The 22,855-nt window shown below is 30.4% G+C and carries 16 protein-coding genes; 1 reads left to right on the top strand and 15 read right to left on the bottom strand.

Annotation, left to right across the window (positions count from 1 at the left end):
* Positions 1–23 precede the first annotated feature (23 nt).
* The 4 genes from KQI42_RS17490 to KQI42_RS17475 form a co-directional block, all read right to left on the bottom strand.
* Entirely contained in the window at positions 24–3,128 is a 3,105-nt protein-coding gene (locus KQI42_RS17490; protein WP_216521655.1) for an AAA domain-containing protein, read from the bottom strand.
* 434 nt (positions 3,129–3,562) lie between these two features.
* Positions 3,563–4,852: a hypothetical protein gene (locus tag KQI42_RS17485; protein WP_216521654.1), complete on the bottom strand. Its 1,290-nt coding sequence runs from the start codon at positions 4,850–4,852 to the stop codon at positions 3,563–3,565.
* Positions 4,852–6,501, bottom strand: a complete 1,650-nt coding sequence (locus KQI42_RS17480) for a hypothetical protein (RefSeq protein WP_216521653.1) — start codon at positions 6,499–6,501, stop codon at positions 4,852–4,854. Before KQI42_RS17480 ends, KQI42_RS17485 begins: the two co-directional genes overlap by 1 nt.
* A 131-nt stretch (positions 6,502–6,632) precedes the next feature.
* On the bottom strand, positions 6,633–6,959 hold the full coding sequence (locus KQI42_RS17475) for a hypothetical protein (protein ID WP_216521651.1): 327 nt from the start codon (positions 6,957–6,959) through the stop codon (positions 6,633–6,635).
* Positions 6,960–7,987: 1,028 nt separating this feature from the next.
* Between KQI42_RS17475 and KQI42_RS17470 the strand changes: the two genes are divergently transcribed.
* Positions 7,988–9,046 carry a DNA cytosine methyltransferase gene (locus KQI42_RS17470; protein WP_216521648.1) on the top strand — a complete coding sequence of 353 codons (1,059 nt, stop codon included), beginning with the start codon at positions 7,988–7,990 and terminating at the stop codon, positions 9,044–9,046.
* A 102-nt stretch (positions 9,047–9,148) separates the two neighbouring features.
* Here KQI42_RS17470 and KQI42_RS17465 read toward each other — a convergent pair whose 3' ends face one another.
* From KQI42_RS17465 to KQI42_RS17415, 11 genes are all read right to left on the bottom strand, one after another.
* Positions 9,149–10,243 carry a restriction endonuclease, SacI family gene (locus KQI42_RS17465; RefSeq protein WP_216521646.1) on the bottom strand — a complete coding sequence of 365 codons (1,095 nt, stop codon included), beginning with the start codon at positions 10,241–10,243 and terminating at the stop codon, positions 9,149–9,151.
* Between the two features lie 374 nt (positions 10,244–10,617).
* The gene (locus tag KQI42_RS17460) at positions 10,618–11,466 is read right to left on the bottom strand and encodes a hypothetical protein (protein ID WP_216521644.1); all 849 of its coding nucleotides are present in this window, start codon (positions 11,464–11,466) and stop codon (positions 10,618–10,620) included.
* A 375-nt stretch (positions 11,467–11,841) separates the two neighbouring features.
* On the bottom strand, positions 11,842–12,408 hold the full coding sequence (locus KQI42_RS17455; protein WP_216521642.1) for a TIR domain-containing protein: 567 nt from the start codon (positions 12,406–12,408) through the stop codon (positions 11,842–11,844).
* Entirely contained in the window at positions 12,408–13,235 is an 828-nt protein-coding gene (locus tag KQI42_RS17450; protein WP_216521640.1) for a macro domain-containing protein, read from the bottom strand. Before KQI42_RS17450 ends, KQI42_RS17455 begins: the two co-directional genes overlap by 1 nt.
* Before the next feature lie 120 nt (positions 13,236–13,355).
* Positions 13,356–14,081, bottom strand: a complete 726-nt coding sequence (locus KQI42_RS17445; protein ID WP_216521639.1) for a TatD family hydrolase — start codon at positions 14,079–14,081, stop codon at positions 13,356–13,358.
* Positions 14,074–15,516, bottom strand: a complete 1,443-nt coding sequence (qatC, locus tag KQI42_RS17440; RefSeq protein WP_216521638.1) for a Qat anti-phage system QueC-like protein QatC — start codon at positions 15,514–15,516, stop codon at positions 14,074–14,076. The genes KQI42_RS17445 and qatC overlap by 8 nt, the downstream gene beginning before the upstream one ends.
* Entirely contained in the window at positions 15,500–16,201 is a 702-nt protein-coding gene (locus KQI42_RS17435) for a hypothetical protein (RefSeq protein WP_216521637.1), read from the bottom strand. Before KQI42_RS17435 ends, qatC begins: the two co-directional genes overlap by 17 nt.
* Before the next feature lie 52 nt (positions 16,202–16,253).
* Positions 16,254–18,146 carry a KAP family P-loop NTPase fold protein gene (locus KQI42_RS17430; protein WP_216521636.1) on the bottom strand — a complete coding sequence of 631 codons (1,893 nt, stop codon included), beginning with the start codon at positions 18,144–18,146 and terminating at the stop codon, positions 16,254–16,256.
* Positions 18,147–18,633: 487 nt separating this feature from the next.
* A complete protein-coding gene (locus KQI42_RS17425; RefSeq protein WP_216521634.1) occupies positions 18,634–20,286 on the bottom strand; it encodes a recombinase family protein in 1,653 nt (550 codons plus the stop codon).
* A 1-nt stretch (position 20,287) separates the two neighbouring features.
* The gene (locus tag KQI42_RS17420; protein WP_216521632.1) at positions 20,288–21,202 is read right to left on the bottom strand and encodes a recombinase family protein; all 915 of its coding nucleotides are present in this window, start codon (positions 21,200–21,202) and stop codon (positions 20,288–20,290) included.
* Positions 21,203–21,212: 10 nt separating this feature from the next.
* Positions 21,213–22,811, bottom strand: coding sequence for a recombinase family protein (locus KQI42_RS17415; RefSeq protein ID WP_216521630.1), 1,599 nt, complete (start codon positions 22,809–22,811; stop codon positions 21,213–21,215).
* Between the last annotated feature and the right edge of the window lie 44 nt (positions 22,812–22,855).

The following is a 22,855-nucleotide window of genomic DNA, read 5'->3' as shown; positions in this document are numbered from 1 at the left end:
TATTATAAAATGCATTTATACTCCTAGACTTCATGCAATGTTCTATATGCAAAATCAAAATTAGGAACTTTTCTCCATAAATGGGCATCACCAATAATTGCAACCCGATACTTCGCCCTAGTCATAGCAACATTAAGTATATTGGGGTTTTTCCCAGCCCATTGTGCAGCACCTTCACCGCTTTTTTCATCGCAACCAAGAATGATTATTACCTCATTTGCCTCTTTTCCCTGAAATGTATGTACAGTTCCACAAGACTTATCTACCCATTCATCAATATCATTTCGATCATAATTCGGATAATGTTTATGAAGTGACTTTTTTAGTAAGCTTTTTATATTATTTGCAACCGTCTTAAACGGACTTATAATATAAAGATTAGGAAATCCATTTTGCAACTTAAATGCACTAAGTACCATTTCAATAGTCTTGTCTCCTTGAGCTGGTACAAAGTGATCTTTGTTGCCATTTTCTTTACCTTTTATATCTATCCATATAGATCTTTTCAATAAAAGTAACACATCTGCTTCGGGGTCTGCAGATTTTTTGAACATTCTGTTATTGTATGCTATTTCGTTGGAAATTGAAAACATAGGGTCTAGGCATCTTCTATGTATTACGAGTGGACATCCAAGCCACATCTTTCCATTCGAATACTCACGATATCCTCCATATGGATTGATACTATCGGCTAATATTTGAACGGAAAGCTCTTGTCCCCTATACGAAGCTTCTATTTCGAACTCTTCAGCAAATTTTTTTGAAAGTTCTCTAGGTACGGTTACAACCGGTTCTACCTGTAATGGATCTCCAACAATAATAGCCTTGCAAGTTCGCCATAAAGCACCCAATGCAGAATACGGAGTAGCCTGTCCTGCTTCATCAATGATCAGAGTTCCCAATCCGTTTTTATCTACATATTTTAAAAACGTAGAAACTGAAGCAAAAGTGGTTGATATTACTGGTACAATCAGAAATAGCGTATTTATAAGATGTGTATAGCCTACTCTCTTATCCTTCTCAGAAAAGCTACCATTCCACATATTAACAAGACAATTCATATTTTGCTTTACACTTTTTGAATTTAAAATAAATGCTTTATGTAGCATTAATCCATAGTAAAATAATTCTTCTCTGAGCGTGTCGTAATCTTTATTCGTCCAAGGAGATGCTATTTGAGATCTCTCATTTTTTTGTATATCTATCCAGAACTCTTCATCAGCAAAGTTCTTACCAAATTGTTCTTTATACTTTTGTATTTGCGCACAGCTGTTTAAAAAAGCTTTTTCTTTTTCTTCAAAATATCTTTGTGCCTTTTCATAGTTAACCGTCGCAGCATTAATTAACATTTGTAAATGGTTTAATTGCACATTATGTTCTGTGAGTTTAATTGTAACAGTGTCTATCTCCTGATTCGTATGCTTAAGTTGCAGGATAATAGGATCTTTCCTGAAAAGGAAGGAAAATATCCTTTTAAATAGACTAATCCTGCTGTTAAGAAGTACCGCATTTTTTTCTAATACTTCAATTTTATATTTTAAACTTTCCTGTTCCTTAACTGCTTGATTGAACAAATTTTGCTTTTCAATCATTTGATCTTTTGAAGTACTCATCTCATCTTGAGCATTCTCATATTCTTGAGTAACTAGATTATGTCTATTTGTGTTTTCAATAGCTTCCTGTATCAGTATGCGGTATTTCAATACTTCTTGGTACTTGTTCCTAAATTTATCCTTAGCTTGCTCCCAATCAGGTAATTCCTCCTTATATAGTTGCTGTAAATTAACACCATCTTTATTAAACCAAAGAGCTTGCTTCAATTCATTAATATTTGATTTTTTACCAAGGCGTGCGGAGATTAGCCCCCAACATTCTTCGTCATTGCCCATAAGCGTCTTGGCTATATCATAAAAATAATTTTCTTTATTTTCGTCTATATTAAACAATTTTGTATTGCTTTTTTTCACATCTTTTGCAATAGGCAGCTCTTTAGATATATTTTCGACTGCTGCATTATTATTAGATGCCACAATAATCCCATACATATTAAGCTCAGATGCTGGTTGATAATAGCACTTTAGGTATTCATTCTCTGGAGAATCAAACTGGCACTGTTCAAAAGCATCATCTGGATTTTGATAATTACTTAGCAGTATTGCCCTTTCTACAACATACGAAGCTATTATTTCTTTTAAGAGAGTAGTTTTCCCTGTACCTGGGGGCCCATTTACTGAAAAAATATTGTCGAATTGCTCATTGTCTGATATACCTATATTAATTGCAATTTGCTGCATCAGACTAGGGTTATAAATGGAGGGCCATTTCCCTAATGGATATTTTTCTGGTGATAACCATTTTTTCATTTGAGAAACATCAGTATCTATTTCAATACGATTTGTCGTTGGCACTTTTAATGCTTCGATATATTTGATAATACTATCTCCGCTTTGAATCTTATGTCTAATCATATCAATATCTGAAACATAAAAGCTTGATAGCATGTCAGTACTAGTATCAATATCATTTTCTTCATCTTCCCCAACATTTTGATTTTTTCTTATCGTTTTCCTTTCACCATTTTCCTTTTTAGCATATTTTTTATTTATGACTGCATTAAAAATACTATTTATCTTAAGCGATATTTTATCTATAACTATCGTATAAATCTCTTCCAGATCTTTATATTCAAGTTTATTATTTATAGATAGCAGGATATCATTTATTTCACTGTTCAACTTATCAATTTCTACCATATCAAAATCTGTTCTAAGATTTTTCTCTGCAATTATTTTTGCAATTGCCCACACAAAAGTAGATACCGAAAAGGAATCCCCAACGTATGTTCCATCCGATCTTAACTTAAATGCGCATACACATGATTGAGAATTATCTTTTTCTATAGCATCATCTTTTTCACCAATAGAGTTTAGCATGTCCTCAATCAAATCTTGCGATTTGATTTTACCTAAATAGATATCATAAATATATCTAGGATCGTCCTTTATAATCCAAGGTAGTTTATTGTTTGGTTTATTAATATATAGTGTATCTTTTGTTCTTTCTGGCCAGAATGGTGAAAAAAACTCTAGATTATACCAGTAATTTAAAATCTTTTGTTTTTCATCCATATCAATTCATTCCACCTTATCTTATACTTTCTTCTAGTTAATAAAATATTTATTAAATTTATTAAATTGATTAAAATGATAACCTCATTAATGTCTCATATTAGCCATAGCAACATTTATCAATAGGTAATATCTACCATATTATTCTAATTTTATATCAATATTTGTAATCTTACAAGTTAAATTCAATATCTAGACATAATTATACAAAAACCGATAAGACATATTTATGTTTTATCGGTCAAACCTTTTAAGTATTGATGTTTTAATTAACCTATTTTAAAATCAAACAACATGAAATAGCTCAGTAAACGATTATAAAATCAGTCCAACATAATATAAAAATAAAAATGCATTACGATATCACAAAATGCGAATACACAGAAATATGGGATTTTGCGTAAAAGTGAACCCCCTTAGGTCCACCTGATCTATCATTCATTCTCATCTAGAATACCTTTTACTTCATTAATAATATCTTCTATTGGATTAATACTCTCAGCTTTTTTGCGAACTAGACTAGCATAATCACTGATAAGTTTTCTTGATAAATCATCACTAAAGTCTAGAATGACTCCTTCCAATTCATCAGCAAATAATAATAATTCTTTTGACTTATTCCATTTTTCCATTTGAGTCTCTATATTATCAAAAACTTTCTTCCTGTTAATTCTTCGTTTCTCCATTTCACGAATATTTCTCTCTTCAATCATCTTTTCTTCATTTAACTTTTCTATTTCAATCTTTTGTATTTCTAATCTAATTGCTTCTTTCATGAGGAAATTCAAAATAGAGCTGAACTGATTTTCTAATAAGTGGTTATTCGTATCTTCAAATTTACATGAATTCATAGTAGTACTTTTATTCCAGTAGTTATCTATGTCACTTATCTCAATTTCAAAAATTCCACTTGGGATTTTTTCATATAAAGGTCTAAATGCACTATAGTTGTTTTGATCTGTTGATAAAAGTGAACGTCTTTTCTGCATAATCTCTCTTAATTTAAACGAGAATGAATGATCATATAATTTAATTATTGTGTTATCTTTATTTTCTTGCTGCACATAAACTCTTCCACCTAACTCCTCAACTAATTCAATTAATACCGCTACAATTGCTAGCGCTCTCTCTATATGATGCTGAGAAACACATATATCTAATACTGGTTTGTTTTCTCTATACTCTATTTTGTTCCTAGATGATATTATTGAAATTGAGTATGAATATCTAAATATATCCCTAAATTGATGTTCATCATCCCTTGCTTTCCTATACTTCATTTCATTTTGATATTCAATTATTAATGGATTGTTTTTATTATAATTACTTTTTTTGACACATATGCTCTTAATCCAATTATCAAGTTTTTCTCTAACATCAGGCTTTAAAAATTGCGACATATCTATATCTTTGTTATCATTAAAAGATTCATTAATTTTATCTAAAGTTTCGATATTTAATAACTGTTCTAGGTTTCTATATTTTCCTAAAATCCTATCGTTTACTAAAGGTAAAAGAGAAGGCTTTTCAGGTACCGTTTTTCCTGCTTTAAGTTTTGCCCAATAACCATTAGGAGGTAATGGAATTTGGAGTTTGATACATCTTTTCCTTAGTCCATTATCAGAAACACCATAACGCTTTGCTACAGTTGTTAGAGGCTCTTCCCATACTTCATTAAATAATTTCTCTCTTTCTTGTTCCATATTGTTATCCGTATAGTACATCATTCATCCTCCTGACTATAGAATAAAAATCCTCCCCTTAAAAGAGTATCAACTAACTCTTCCAACTCATAAGCATTTTTAATTTCTTTAGGTACAAAATATCTTTTCTGGTTGTCGTTTAATAGTCCTATTATACAATTAAACAAATCAGAGTTTCTTGGATAATTATACTTACTAAGATATGATGCATCCTCAGAATACTTAACTTTAGAAATACTATAACTATTAGGAATACTGGAAATATGTATGCCAATAATAGAGTTACGGACTTCAGTTAGCTTAATGAATTCCTCTTTATAATCTCTTGAAAAATTTTTCTCTTTCATAAGATTTGAAATATCTATAGTAAATTTCAAAATGAATTTCATTTCGTTTGATATATTCTTTATTTTAACGATATCATCTACATTCCGTATAAGATATGCTTGTTTTTTACTAGTTCTATGTTGACCATTGATAAGTGTAATTTTTAACTTTGAATACTTCTTCAAATTTTTTTCTAGAATTCCATATTTCTCAAAGAATTCCTCCTCATTATATGAAAAGGAGCGTAGAGGAGGTTGTAATTCTAATACCTCTGGCACTCCATATTTTGAAAATGTTTCTTTCAGATTATTTATAACTAACATTAGCTCATTTAAATCTTTCCAAAACAAATCGTTATCTTTTTTATAGTTAAGCCTTAATATATATTTATTCTCTGGCCTATATCTCAATAAACCATCAGTAGTTTCCATATAAACCTTAGCACTCTTTATATCCACCGGAAATTGAATATCCATATATTTTATAGGTTCTAACACATTAATACTTTTTACAAGCTTTATTCTCCCCGTAGATATATTAAGATTAATATATTCAGGCCAATAATCTTGGTCTTTTACTTGATCAAACAGCCATATATACATACATAATATCTCTAATTCACCTTTTCTCCCATTAATAAAAGGTCTATCAATATTTTCTGTATAAACTTCTTCTATATCAAAAGGGTTTTCATTATATCTGTGGTTATATTTGTTAATATAATAGGATCTTTTATAATCTCTATCATAAATATGCTCAACATATGTTTCATAATAAGTATCTGTATGGCCATATGCAAAGTTATACAAATTTACCTTATACTCTTTATATGTATCCTTGAGCCATTTTACAATAAAATTGTCTAAGTGTCGGTATTCTGAAATCGTTGGCTTCTCAACACTACTTTCTTTCAATTCCTGGGCTAACACTATAAGATTATCTCTATATTGTTCAATTCCCGTTCCTTTCATCTTACTACTTGTACAAAATTTATCTATAACAATCTCATAGTCTGTTTTACAATAAAATAAATCTATATATTTTTCTTCTTCCATGAATTTCCACAAGGTTTTATCTATTCGGGATATATACCTTCTATAGTAATCCACTATGAAATCTTTGCTATTCGGATATTCTTTCTCTATATCTTGCTCTATTTTTAACGCTTTCTGATCAATTTTTATTTGTTCATAATTATAAGTTTCTGGATCTAGATAATCATTAAAATAGTCCATTACATACTTTATAACTTTAGCCATATTATCAGTGTGATTTGTAAAATTAAACTCGTCCAACTTATCTCTTTTTTTCATTTTCAAGATATATTCTTCAATTGTAATCATCCATCAGTCCCCCTTTTACCTATCATTCTTCAACTATTACTTGTTTATCTAATTAAAGCTATAATTCAAATAAGTTAAATAAGGTTTCACTTAACATATCATAATGCTTACTAGAAATAATCTCGAATAAATCACTCATACCCCACATAAACATGCCAAAATTCATCTTTTTGATATTCTTCTTGTAAGTCCCACGCTGATGGATTTATAGCAATATTTTCTGCTTTCATTGGTTTCAAATTATTTAGATATTTGACTCTATCATCATCTGCTAATTCCAATAATTGACTCTTATATTCTTTGAAAATATGCTCATCATTTTTATTAAAATCATTATTTTCTATAGGTTTAAAAAATTCATTATTATGATATTCACAGAATCCTGCAAATAGAGTTGCTTCTTTACGCTCCCATTTCGTCATTGATTTAGAAGTATTATCATCTTTTGGATAAAGCATATAAACATGTCCATTATCCGAAATTTGCTTTAATATCCTCTTGTTCTGTATAGTATGGGCACCAATTATTTTTCAAACCATTAATTTTTACAAGAATCTAATCACTGTTTGATTTTAGATTCGCGTCCAATCACCTTATAACTTTTTAGAAAATTGATGGGTTAGTAAAAGTTAAGTTATATTCTTTATTTATATAACATCTTTTACTTTTATCACTATCATATGAGACAAGAATCATTTCCACCTATCTCACCATAGCATCCTCCCTTATACTTTCCATGGAAATCAAGTATTATATGCAGATTTCAAAATAGTATATGAACTTGAATTTATTACTAATAAGATTATATCATACTATAATTTGCATTTGTTATTTTAAGGTAATTTTATATTTAACTGGCTAGTAATAGCCAGTTATGGATAATAAAAAAATAGTCAAAACTTTATCTTCAAATCCTAATTAACTTCTTAAACATCACCAATCTATTCAGTTATACATTCAACCTCTGTTCCATCTAAAAAGCTACTAATTATCTTCCCAATCATTTTAGAATACAAATCTATATCTAATTTTTCAATTACCACTTTATCTTCTGCTTTCAATTTTCTATAAAATGCTTCTTATTTCTGGTACCTTACCTCTACTTTAAGCTCATATTTCCTATTCTATAGCTACACCCTTCTCTTTAAATTTTCATCCGTAGCGTTCAAATATTTCATCCAAAGGTACTTTCATAGTGTTTAAATATAACCAATGCCGTAAATGAGTTGTATTCTACCTTAGTAAAATCAAGTTACCAACTCAATGTTTCTCCATCTCTTTCAGCGATAGTTGGAAATCCTATTGTTTTATTTCTTCTTTATAGCTCGAGGAACAGTAAATACCTATTTAATTGTTACTAACGTAATTTTATAAATTATATTTCCTTTATATCCATATATAGAATTGGATTTTTGTAATCACCTATGGTATAATTTCAATGATTCGTAATAATGAAATAAAAAAATTCAGAAACGGAGAGATACGAGTGAATAATATATATACAGCTATTTCTTTATTTTCTGGTGCTGGTGGTATGGATGTTGGATTTAAAGATGCTGGAGTAAGTATAGTATGGGCAAACGAACTAGATAAAAATGCTAGTGATACCTATGAGGCAAACCATCCTGAAATAATTCTCAGAAGAGGAGACATAAATGAATCTCTTCATGAATTACATAATTATAAAGGTACTGATATAATATTTGGTGGTCCTCCATGTCAAGGATTTTCAGTTGCTGGTAAAATGGACCCAGACGATGAAAGAAGTAAATTGATATGGACTTACTTAGACGTTGTAAAAATAATTCAACCCAAGGCATTTGTTTTAGAAAATGTCAAAGCATTAGGTACTTTAGCAAAGTGGAAAGAAGTAAGAGATGAATTTTTAAAGGTAGCAAATAATTTAGGTTATATATGTTATCCGATTGTTCTTAATTCATCTGATTTTGGTGTTCCACAAAAAAGAGAAAGAGTATTTTTTATTGCCTTAAAAAAAGATACCTTTAATTATGAAAATATTATACAAAAAATTAATTCCCATAGAAAACCTAGCAAATCTATTCGAAAAACAATTTCTCATTTAGGTCCTGCTGGAACTGAAAATAACCCCTTAACATGCACCTCAAAAATCACATTTGCATCTAAACCAGTTATGCGTAAATCTCCTTATGCAGGTATGATGTTTAATGGAGCAGGTAGACCATTGAACCTTGATGGAGTCTCCAATACATTACCAGCATCTATGGGTGGCAATAAAACACCAATAATTGATGAAGAGTTTTTATTTAATCCCAATGCTAATAATTGGATATTAAATTATCACAAGGATTTAGTTGAAGGAAACATACAACCAAGATTTGGAGAAGCTCCTTCAAGATTGAGAAGATTAACAATTAATGAAGCTGCTCTAATTCAATCATTTCCTGAGAACTATATATTTAGAGGTTCCAAATCCTCAATTTATAGGCAAATCGGAAATGCTGTCCCTTGCTTATTGGCAGAAGTTGTAGCAAAAGCTGTTATTAAAGAACTTGATGAAATTTAAAATATAACCAAGCAATTTTACTCTCTTGCTTGGTTATATTTTAATTAAAATTTTCTACTTTTGCTAATTCATTTGCATTTAATATCCCATTCATTTAGTTAATTAAGAATTAAATGTTAACCCCAATAACTCCTCTGCAGATTGTAGAATATAAGAGATGGCTTCTTGCTTAAATTTTGTATTAAGTGCTATTTCTATAATATATTTTACAAACAACTCTATATTAATTTCCATAGTATAAGTAATAATAGTTTTCGCAAAGTGAGTCACTGAAATAATTTCAAGCAGAAATCCTCTTTTAAGATACTCTTCTTCAATAGAAAGTTTTATTGTTGGTTCACAATAGCTATGCAAGCCATCTATGAATATCAATTGAGTGCCTCCAGATTGTATTACTTTATCAGCAGCGTGGCGGATGTCTGACTCAGTGTAGGGCTTGTCCTTTAGTTCATTAGCAATATAAAGACTATTGTTATAATATATATCTAGATCACTAATTTCTCTACCTGAAGCACCACTTTGATTAACAGGATGAACTTCTACCTTATAGGAAGCATCCAACGCTAAATATTGAGCATACAGACCTGCTACAACTAATGTCAATGTTTCACCTTCAAAACTTGATTTAAGTAAATTAAGGATGAACTTATAAAGTGTAGCCTTAGAATTATTTCCATCAGCAAGAGTAAAATTAACAAGATTTAATTTTTCATCTCTCATAACAATAAGTTTTTGTAGAATATAGACGAGACAATTAAAAGCAATCTCATCGTTAGTTATTTGAGGAAGAAAATCACAAAGTGCATTTAGTATTCTTTGATCATTGCCTCTGCGTACTGCATTATTTTTACTTAGTTCAGGAAAACGAGCGGGTTTATTAAGAAATGGCTCATTAGAGCCCCCCAATGCTTTTTGAAGCACTTCCATTTCAAAAGGAACAATAACTTTATGGCAGATGCTTCGAGCATCATAAGCTCCTGGTAATTCAGACTTTACTTGTAAGCAAAGTGGATTAATACTTTCATCTGTAGCCTTAGCAAGAATAGCTGTAAACAATATGTACTTGTAGGTTAAATGCGTATTATTCAATACAAAATCAAAGAACTCAGATAAGGGACAGTTTACAAGGTGAGAATTCTGTGCTATGTCATATGCTCTATACAAAACAGATTTAGCATTTTCTTGATTTAATCTCATATTACCAACCTCCAATTTGATAAAATATGCATAATAAGTGTATCAAAATAAAAGTAATTGTACAAGCAGATTAAAGCATAGATCAAATCGTAAAATACCATATACTTTGATTTGATTATTTAAATAATATTCTTAATTGTAAAATACCATATTTAAAATGGAATCGTATATCTTTACATATAAGAAAATATTCTCACTCTAGAAATGATCCACTTTGCTCTATTCAGTTTCATAAAACTCCATACTTTTAACAAGCATATTATTCTGCATAATAGTTATACTCTTACGTATCTAACAAATCTGATATTCTCCATTTATTAAATATTCTATCATTAATAAACACTTCTGAAATAACCCTCCATTAAAATATACCTTTATTCTACGCAATATAAATCTTTATAAACCGAATCATTATATGGTACAAATTTTTCTCTTAATCCATCTGATATAATTTTCCCACGTATGTATACATGGACTTCCTGATTCTTGTCAAGATATTTTTTTACTATTTTCCCATTACTTCTTTTAGTTACGGCATCTATATTAGAATACACACGCAAATTTCCACGATTAACAAAATCAATCTGTAACATGCCTTCTCTGAATCCTGTACTTATTGTTGCTTTTCCATAAAATATTCTATTTTTATCAAGTTCAACTTTTGATTGTAGATCAACAAATAATTCATTTAAACTTAGCAGTTCACTATCCACCATAATAATTTTATTAATATGATTAATTTCTGCATCATTATACAAGTCCACAAAGCTAGCTAACGAATAGAGATTTCTACTTTCCCTTCCAATCCCAGCAGATTTTCCATCTACTCTTTTGCGTAAGTTATTTACTGGCACATTTTCATCCTCTTGATGCACACCAATGTCTGTTCTTGCTTTGTTAATAGACTTTGTCATTTTTATAATGCCACTTTTATTTATCGTAGTTTTAGCACAACTCTTTTCCTGTTCTATTTGTGCCTTTTCTTCATCTGATGATATCTGTGTGCACCCAACAATATGTAATTCATCATTACTTGAAGGTCTAAAATAATATTTTTTTCCATTTAGAACTCCCCAATTTGAACATGTCAACCCAATTTGACAGTTTTCATCGCAACATATAAACGCCCTCTTATCATTCAATTCCTTTTTGTATGCTAATGTACTCGCCTTCTTAGCTGTCATGCTAACCCTTTTTTCTAGACTGTATGCTCGTTCTGACATTATTCTTCCTCCCACCTTGATTTACATTTGCCTACCAGTAACACTCTTTTACTTCTAAATACTCATTACAATTATCCCCATCACCCTATCAGAGATATTTCTTTAATCCAGTGCAAAAAAGTCAACTTGGTTCCTAAAGCGCTATCTGTTATATTGGTCTGCATTGCAGCTTCAATATAACCTTCTACCATTAGCTTATTATGTCATTCCATGTTTTTTCCATAGATTAGTCTCTCTACTTGTACTCACTCTAATATCGTATATACATGCTCTGCTAAAAAATTCTTCTAAAGATTGTATACTCTCTTATCTGAAGAGTAATTCTTTACTCTACAAAACAATCAACGTCTAAATAATTTTACTCGGATTTATAATTTATTTATCAATATATCCCCAATTTATATACGCTTCTTTTTTATATGTCGTAAGTGGTGACGTTAAAATATCATCTCCAGTACTATTCACGCTAAATTGGGAAACAGCAGATGAAATTGCCCTTTCCTTAAATGGAATGTGTATACATTTTGCTGTTCCATTATCTATTCTTTCAAGTAATGCTTTAGGCCATCTTTCTCTATGTGATGATGGATATAAAATTGAGTTATATCCAGTATATGCAACAATTAAAGGAATCTTATAATAATCGACAGCTTTTTCGATTTCATAATTCAACATGCCTCTATCCCAGTTTGTGTCATCGGATATTATTAAGAGCATGTTCTTAGAATTCTTCATTCTTTCTAATAACCGAGATTTTAATGTATTAACTGAACTACTGTCTTTAACTTGATAAGTTTTTAGATGGCTATCACTAAAAGTCAATTCAAACTTATTTGAATTATTCCATTTTCGAAGCAGCCCATAATATTTCATATCTCCTTCAGTAGGATTTGTAGTACCATTACCATCAAATGCTACATAAGTGCCATTTCTATATGCCATTATTCCCACTCCTTTAATTTAGTAAAATTTATTTTATCAGCTTTATCTTTATGTATAACAATCGTTGCTTTTGCAGGGTATTTAAATTTTATTCTACTTAGTTTAAATGACCAAATAAGTAGCTCTAAAAGTTCTTGGTCTGAAATATGATCATATTCTTTGAATCTTGTTATACCTGATCCAAACAAGGGGATAGTTACTGATCTTCCTGAATATATAATATCTATTTCATTCCAAAAATTAAGCAAAAAATTTATGTAATCATTCATATATAAAAAGGCTCTATTTTTATCATCAAATTTTGCAAATGCAGTTAAAAGATATTCTCCATCAGCAAAAATACTTCCTAATTTGTATTTCTGTTTTTTCCCAATCTTCCTTTTAGCATTGTAATCTGATTTTGATTCAATAAGATGTAAATCTGTTTCAATTCTTTTGTCTATATCAGTGGTATCTTTATAATGATTTTTAATATACTGACCATGTAAAGAGTATTCCGAAATAATAACATTATCTACAATATTATCAAAATATTCATTAACCCCTATAACTTTTAAACCCTCTTCAGAGAATATATCCCCAACCTTTATGTGTAGTTGTGAGTTATTAATATTTATTTTGATATTATCACGAAAATTTTCATAAACCCATATACCTAGATATACTACCGCAAATATAATAAGCCCATAAATACCAATTTTAAATTTATTTTCCTTATCAATATCTATAACAATTAGAACAATCGATAATATAGTACTAACTACTGTTAAAAACCAAAAGAATTTTTCTAATATAACTTTGTTCCATAAATCAATTTTGATTTTCAAATTTTCACCATCCTAGAAACTTTTAATCTCTTCCTAAGTAACTCAGTTATAAATAATATGAAAATAAAACATGGTAGTATTCTATCAACCAAGGCAATTCCTCAATCAAAATTAATAATTTCACTTTTCAACTAACCATGTGAAATTTTGAGAAATTTGTGCCTTTGTTTTCTCTAAATTCATATTAAATAAAGTTCCCAAAAGTATATATACATTTTCTAACTTATCGAAAGTATATTTTTTTCCATCAATCTTTGTAAATGGTCCATCACTTTCTATTAGTAACCTTTCTATTGGTATCCGACTTATAATTTTTTTGCCTTTATCTGAATTGATCATATTTGCATTTACTGAAAAATACGCTCCAAGTTCTAAAAACTTTACTAACCAAAATTCATCGCCACTATACCAATGCAATACTACTTTTGAGTTTTTTCGATGACTTAAAATTTCGTACAATGCTTCTTCTGCTTTTTTACAATGTACAGACATAATTTTATCTATAGAATTCTCGCAGATAAAATCAAATATATTTATTTGTTTTTCTTTATTTGAATAAAATTTTGGAGAAAAATCTAGTCCTACTTCGCCAACATATTTTGTTCGTTTTAAATTTCTTAAAAATGCACTTTTATTAAAAGGAACATCATTAATACACTGCGGATTATAGCCGAGACCGAATTGTATATATTTAGTCACTGAGTATATGTCCACACAAGATTCAAATATTTCAGGCTGATTTGTTACACATAATGTATGTTGGCATAGCTTGTTTATACCGTTATATATTTGTAAATGATTAGGATAAAAATCTAAATGAAAATGCATATCTATCAATTTACTCATTTTTTAAACCTACTTTTATATACTCTAATAAATCCATACCATTCATATTAGCTTGTTGTTCTATCATTATTTTTATTTCTTCCATGGATTTCATATATACTCTCGCAAACCGTTGTATATCATCTAGATCTAACCCACCTAAATTAATTATTTTATTTACATAATAATCAATACTTCCATTTTTCAGGTATTCATGAAGTGCAAATAATACAGCTTTTAAATCTTTGGTCCTACCATTATCCGGATCTGCAAATTTACTGTTTCTAATAAATGTAGTACTAATTTTATAATCTTCTATAAAAGTGTCTAGATACTCATCATTGATTTCTATATTATTTAGCGATGCCCTGCGTATTAAACATGGAAAGCAGTAACCACAATTTCTAGGTCTGCCTGGAACACCTTTTATTCCACGCATAGGATGTGAACAGGAAATAGTTCGACCCGCCCCCTGTATAAACGCATTGGATTTCTTTACTATATCAACAATCTCACCCTTTGTTTTAAAAGCAAAGAAATTTTCTATCTTGTGTTTAACTCCTAGTTTTCTCAAAATACTGTTATAATGATTCAAGAAATATATATGTGTTGTTCTTGTGCTGCAGCTACCTAAGCGACTTGGGGTTAATGGTATATTCAGTCCAATAAATCCGTTTTCAGGTATATATACTGGAACTTCATTTCCTATCAAGGAAGCTGTTGCTAATGCTGCTGCGAGGAATAAAAAAGAACGACTTCTGCTTGTATCTTCTCTGAATTTTTTCTTAATATTTTCATCAATATTTCTTGGATATCCTGGATCTGCATTAAACACAATAATATCAACATTTCTTTCTGGGTATTCACTTTGAATTATTTCAAATAATTCTTTTATCCTATTTGTAAGCGCATAATATTCCCTGCATCCGATAAAACAAATATTTTTATTACTCTCAAGTAACTTAATTGCTCCTGAGAAAGAGTCCAGTCCTCCTGAAAACAGAGCAACTCCATCAAACTTATTTTTAATAATAGAATATTTTTTCCGATAGGGAACATCGCGGTAATGTTGTTCTGTTCTTCGGAAATATAAGTTCCAATCATCCCCACTCAAGAAATGTAAGATTTCTTCAAGATCATCTTTAACTGCTAACCATCTATCTATATCCATGACCGGAACTGAAACCTCTAAAGTTCTTGTCCAATTATCATAGGTTTCTCCTGAATAAGTACCCGACCGAGGAACTCTTTTATCAATTGTATATACACTTGCAGCTATTACAAGTAGATCCTCATAAACAGATTCTAGTTTATCATTTGCAAATCTTCTCCATATTTCTTCAAAGTTTGTTTTTAGATTTGATTTTGCTCCATCGTCTAACATATCAAATCTAATTGCCTCATTAAAATCTTTTGAAGGACTTTCAACGGTAGTTTTATTAATCCAAATTTTCATATCCATCCCCCATAACGCTTAAAGTATTAAAACAGCCTCTACAAACAGACATTATGTAATCTTGTCCTTCTTTACTCAAATAATCTAGTTGAAGTGTTTCTCCCAATACACTATCTGTAACAATTTTATTTTCAATTATGCTACTTACATCGTCCATAATTTGATCATAGTCATTGGCTAAATCCGATTTGGATAAAATTTTTTCAGCAAAGCATGCTTCAAAATTTTTTACTGCAAATTCAATTAAAAAATTAATCAAGAACTCATCACTTGCTATTTTCCCAAAATCCTCAAAGGTGTCAACTTCTAAATATTTAAAAGTTTCGGATAAGCTGTCTCTAATAATTTGCATATCTATAGTAGAAAAATCTCTTGCAAAATAATCAAGAATTTCTTTGTAAAGTTCATTCCCCGATTTATTTAAGAGTGAATCTAACCCCAATAATTGAGCTGTAGCATTTATTCCATTTACACTAATGGAGTTTAAGAAATTCATAACTCCACCAGCAACAATAGTAACATTACTATTAGCTAGATGGGTTGACATATATGCTTCTGCATACTTTGAAATTGCCTCTTTGGTTCCTTCATTTCCCTTTGAAGTTCCTAACATTCTAGTTACTGCACCTTTGGCTTGTTTCCATTGTGCATTTTTAGGTGGAATATATCCTTTTGATGTCCCCATATTTATCCCCCTTTAGTTATCTTTTAGCTGTTGCTATAGCAAAATAATTCTTTTATTCATTTTTGCAAATAATTGCGAGTACTTCTTCACTAATTCCTTTTCCTCTAAGTACTTGAATCACGTCTTCAAATTCTCTTGGGTCCACACGATACATTCCATTTAGAGAAATGGCATTAACAGGAGTAATATCAGACGGTTTAAATTTTTTGATACTATCTTTTATTTCTACCCTGTAATCCGGATAGTCAATATATACATATTGTATCTTATCTAATATAGTTATTTCATCTTGAAATTTTTCAATTACAGCATCTAATACTTTGGTATACTTTATAGTTGAATTATCTTTTAATTCTTTAATTAACTTACTAAATCCTGCAGCTCTTTTCCCTTGAATAATTTTATTAAATATCTCTAGCTCAGCCTTAGTTAAAGAGTCAGAAATGCTAACATTTATATCTAGGGATTCCCGTGTCAAATAGAAATATTTAGACAAATCCCCTTTATATAGATCTATAGGATCTGATTTTAACCACTTGATAATCTTCTTATCTGACCATTTACGGTATTCTTCTGGAAACTCTTTATTATTGCATGCAATATCGGTTAATGCCTTTAGTTCGCTTATATCTGCTTGAGTTTTGTTCTTCCCTATAGTCCATTTATATAATTCTTTAAACAGCTTATCATCAATATATTCTAATGCCATAAGTTTTGCTAAAATTGAATAGTCAAAAGATTTATCTGCTTTATAATATATTTCAGCCAAGCTCTTTCTTATCAAGAAGGTATTTAAAAATCGTTTTGCCTGACGCGGATTCCCCTTGAGTGTACTTGAAATCACTTCACTTGTTCCTGAAATTATTTTAATTGTATTTTCAAATTCCTCAAGTTTGCCATCTTTGAAAAGTGTTTTATCATAATTGTCAAATGAACTCTTAATAAAATCAATATCTATTTTCGAACCATTAATAAAAACTGCTTCTTTTTTAACTTTATTTAATAGTATACTTAGCTGGTTTTTTTCCTCAATATTCTTTTTATATGTCTCTTTACCTTGTTCGAAAAATAATTCACAAATTAAAAGCAATAAATAATTTTTAACATCTGTTTCTGATAACTCGGGAATGTTTATCGGTAATTGAATGATCTTCTCAATGTAGTTATCCGAAAATCTAATAGTATCTTCACTTATTTTAGGGTATTTTTTTTCAACAGAATATTTTATAACTTGTGTGTCAACGGCAATTATAAATGTTGTTCTAGGAACAGATAAAAACAATTTTACTGCTTCAAGTGTTTCAATTACTCTCTCTGGCGTACAACGATCCAGATCATCAATCATCACTACTAAATTCTTAATTTTTGACTCTAGAATTAATTCTTCAAATTCTTTTCTGAATAACCTAATGTTTTCCACAGTAGTAGTATCATCATCTTTTTTGCCTTTCCAAACCTTTTTTAAATCTTCAAGTATTTCTGTGCGTTTGTCTTCTGAAAAATACTGTGCAGCAGTAATAGTAGCTACAGATGGATTAATGGCACTCATCACTAAAGGCATTCCATGCTTAATCGTCGTTGCACCCAGTCTTATAAAATCAATTCTGTTTATTAAAGCTCTAACTTTATCCTTTAATCTTTCAAAAGCTGGTTGATTATCCAGTAATGCCCTTAGTAAACTTTCCATAATAGCGCTTTTAGCATCATCATAACCTTCAAACATCCAAGAATTCAGTGGAACACACACTATGTCTTTACGAGTTGGATCAATTTCTTTAATATTTTTTTCTACAAGCTTTAATAATGTTGATTTTCCAACACCCCAGCTACCAAATAATCCTATTGTCAGTGGGTTAAGTCGTTCGTTTGCCGTTATATTAGTTATCAATTCCGCAAAGGGGCTATATGCTAATAAATCAATCTCTGACTCCCTATCTAACCACATATATCATTACCTCCCATCTATCGATTCAGTACTTCTATCGCTATGAAGAAAGCTTTTCTATGGTGATTACCTTATCATTCATTACATTAACACAATTAAGGAACAGTATTTCTAATAGAATGTAATCATTTCTTGATATTCTCTTCTATTCGTAACCTTTCTTAATTAAAAGGTCTTACTGAATTAAAACTCTTTATTCCATTCTTTGATATATCTAAAAACTCATTAACATTTGGCATATTATAACCCCAATTAAATAATAACGATATAAACAACATTGTTACTACAATCTTATAACATTTTCCAATATTTCTCAACACAGAATTGTGTTATTTGCTAAATTCTTTCAAACATTTCAACTATTTATTTCTACCAAATACACCAACAATAAAACCCTCAGTACTTTCTGAGGATTTTAGTCTTAGCATATTCTCATTATTTCTAGAGCAGTAACTTACTCTCTTTTCATGTTACTGCTCCTATAACCCTAGTCATAGTAGTCTACCGTTTGTTCCATCACAATTCCTGACTCAAACTGTATTTCTAGCCTTTCTCCTTTATTCACTTTGATGGTCTTGATTAATCTGCGTACCAAGTCCTCATCAAACTCCCTTACCTGTGGTCTTACGGTCTTTAGAGTGCTATCCATTTCCATTAATCTCTGCTCATATCTATCTGCCTGTTTCTTCTCCTGTACAAGCCTCAATTTCGCCTTTTTCAACACATTAATCTCTTCGGATATCCTTTTGTATTCATCATCAAAATCTTCTGCTACAGCTCCTTGCTTTGCGTTTTCTTCGATTAAGGTTAGCATTTCTTTTTGTAGAGATTTTATCTTCTCATCATATTCTGTAGATATATTTCTTGTGGAGTATCCACCGATTACTCTAATTACATTCTCCCTGAATGCTCCTATAAAGTCCCCATTATTTTCTACTACATTATTTATGGCTGTCATAATGGCATTATGTAATGGTTCTTCCTTAAGTGTAGGCGAGTTTTTACAGGTAGCTTTTGTACCATTCTTTAACCTATTTTCACATCTCCATACTGCACTCTTTTGTCCATACTTTGACCAGACTTGTCTTCTATAGGGATGTCCACATTCCTCACATACTAGGATTTCTGTCAGTGCATATTTAGAGCTAAATTTACTTTTTTCCTTCTTTGCTTTATTGGCTTTTCTTGTAACTGCCGATTTGTTAAGGCTGGCTCTTCTTGCCTTTTCTTCCTGTACTTTATAAAATAATTCCTTTGGTATAATTGCCTCATGATTATCTTCGATATAATATTGTGGTACTATTCCGTTATTCTTTACTCTTTTCTTAGTTAGAAAATCTACTGTATAGGTTTTCTGAAGCAGGGCATCCCCCATATATTTTTCATTGATTAGCATTTTTTCTATTACTCCAGGGTGCCATTTATCTTTCCCTGTAGCAGTTTTAATTTTCTCTTTCTCTAAGGCTCTAGTAATCTCTAGTATACTGCTGCCTTCTAGATACATTCTAAAAATTCGTCTTACTATTTCTGCTTCTTCAGGTACTATGATTAGTTCACCATCTTCATCTTTTGTATATCCCATAAATTTTTTATGATTAATTGAAATAATTCCATTTTCATATCTTCTTGTTATTCCCCATTTTGTATTTTCACTTAAGTTTCTGCTTTCTTCTTGGGCTTGACTGCTTAGGATTGTAATTAATAATTCCCCTGTACCATCTAAGGTATTGATATTTTCCTTCTCAAAATATACGGCTATATTTTTTTCTTTTAGTTTTCTTATGGTTTGGAGGGAATCTACAGTGTTTCTTGCAAATCTGCTAACAGATTTTGTTAAGACCATATCTATTTTTCCTGCCATACAATCTTCTATCATGGCATTAAAATCATCTCTCTTTTTTGTATTCGTTGCTGATTTACCGTCATCTGCATAAATCCCTGCATTTTTCCAGTTTGTATTATTTTTTATCTTCTCTGTATAGTAAGATACCTGAGCCTCATAACTTCCTTCCTGCTGTTCCAAGGTAGTACTGACTCTACAGTAAGCCGCTACTCTTAGAACTTTTAACTCTGCCCTTATATTTCTATCATAAATTGGTTGTGCTGGTATAAAGGCTACTTTCTTTTTTGGCATTGCCATTTCATTCACCCTTTCTTATCTCATGTTCCTCCTCCACTATGATTCCATTTATATATTCCACTTGGATTTTTCCATCTTTATAAATGGTTATCTCTTTTACTATATTTAGAAATAATTCTTCATCAAATTCTGTAAGTGGTTCTTTATCAAGAAGTTCTTCTTTCATCTTCTTAGTCTTGTAATCATAATCATCTATTGTAGATATACTGTAGTAGGCCTTTGCCCTTTTAAATATTAGCTCTGCTAGTTCCTTTGATGAAAATCGTTTTTCATCCTCTAACTCTTTGATTCGTTCCTCTATATTTTTAATTTCCACTGTCATCTTCGTTGGTTTTCTTTTCTTCTCCTTATCTAACATCCACATTCTTGATAGGACTTTATTTGTTGCTGATATAAAAACATTCTCTATATCTTTTCCAGTTAGAAATAAGTTTCTGCAATGAACTCTATTCTGGTAGACGTATCTTTTGCATTTCCAGTTACTCTTTTCTGATGGTCTTCCTGCATGTTCAATGTATTTGCGATAAATCTCCCCACATTCTCCACATTTTAATTTACTGGTAAATATGCTTTGATTTTTCCTTGTATTAATTTCAGGTGTTCTGGCTAATTTTTTATTTTTAGATTTTCTTTGTTGCTGTACTAATTCGAAGGTGCCCTTATCTATTATTTGAGGATACATACTATCTCCTAAATATTTAGTATTTTCCAGTATCCTACCTACTGAGCCATGATTCCAACTAGGTTTATTGTTTGCATTAGGAAACCCTGCAGTTGTTAGTTCTTTTGCTATGGCAATTAAAGATGCCCCATTTAAATAATCTCTGAATATTTTTTGTACCACTTCTGCCTTTCCGGAATCTATCACTATTTTTCCATCCACTAATCTATATCCTATTGGCATATGCCTTTGCATCTCTAACACCTCACTTTCCTTGGTATTCTGTTAACTCTAGATTATTAATAAGTTTGAATGTAACTTCATAATCTTTCCCTATAATGATTTTTTCTACTGTGTGGATAAATATGTTTTCATCATATTCTTCCATGACTTCTGAACTGTATTTTATAAGGTCTAATAATCTTAAAGTTCCTTCTATCTCCTTTTCAAAACCATTATTATCTAGCAGTTGATTTCTCCTTTTCTTTGTCGCCTCTATTTCTACCGTAAGTGCATTTTGTCTTTCTATAAAAATAGCAGAGTCAATATACCCTTTCGATACTACTCTACTTAGGATATGGCTCTGCTCTGTTAGTTCCATTATTTTGTTGTTTAAATCTTTTATTTCTTCTTCCTGCTCTTCATTGGTCCTTAAACCTTTTAAGGATTCAAGAAGGGGTATTAAAATATTTTTGTAGTTACTTACTAGTTTGTTCCACATGGTAAGAAAAGCTTCTTTTATAATATCCTCCCTTATAGCTTTCATACTGCATTTACTAATATCTCTTATATGCTGAATGCAGCACCACTGGATTTTTTCGTAGGGTTTTCCTATATAAATCTTTTGCCTACGGAAGATGCTTCCACATTCACCACAGATAATTCTACTGCTAAATTCATATCTATTTTGATATTTACCACTATCATCGATGCCCATTTGCTTTCTTCGATATTCATAAATTTCACGAACCATCTGTCCTTCTTCCCTTGTAATAATAGGTTCGTGATTGTTTTCAATAAAATACTGAGGCATTTCCCCTTTATTAACTTTTCTTTCAAAGGGAAGTACCTCAGTTGTATATGTCTTTTGTAATAATAAATCTCCTTCATATATGGGATTTTGTAAGATTACTTTTACTACACTTTCCTGCCATTCTTCAGCTGTTCTTTTAGTTGGTATATTATCTTCATTTAATCCTCTAGCTATTACATAGGGTCCTTTACCATTTATATATTCTGCAAAAATTCTTCGAACAATCTTAGCTTCTTCTTTATTAATAATTAGTTCTCCATTTTTATTCTTAGTATATCCATAGGCTGGGATACTTAATTTAAATGTTCCATCTTCAAATCTTTTTTTAATTCCCCATTTATTATTAGAAGATATGGTTTCTGATTCACCTTGTGCCAGGGAACTTAATATGGTTAATAGCATCTCACTTTTTTCTGATAGAGTGCTGATATTTTCTTTTTCAAAATATATTCCTATTCCAAGTTCTTTTAATTTTCTTATAGCCTTAATACTGTCTACAGTATTTCTAGCAAATCTTGTGACTGATTTAGTAATGATCATATCAATCTTTCCATTCATGCAGTCTTTTATCATTCGTGAAAATTCATCTCGTTTTTTTACCTGAGTACCACTTCTGGCTTCATCTGCATAAATTCCTGCATATTCCCAGTCATCTCTTTTTCCTATATAGTTCTTATAATACTCTACTTGATAGTAAAAAGAGTCTTTTTGTTCTATTGAATCTGTACTGACTCTTGCATAGGCACAAACCCTTTTTTTAGGCTGTAATTCTAGTATTACTTTTTGGTGTATAGGCTCTATTTTCTTTATCTTCTTCACTTTATTTATCATTGGTTCTCCCTCCCTTCTTAAATATTTACTTCCCGTTAGCAACA

The sequence above is a fragment of the Tissierella simiarum genome (genome assembly GCF_018917865.1).
Taxonomy (GTDB): Bacteria; Bacillota; Clostridia; order Tissierellales; family Tissierellaceae; genus Tissierella_C; species Tissierella_C simiarum.
The sequence above is the reverse complement of the archived record's forward strand: the minus strand, read 5'-3'. Positions and strand labels throughout refer to the sequence as shown.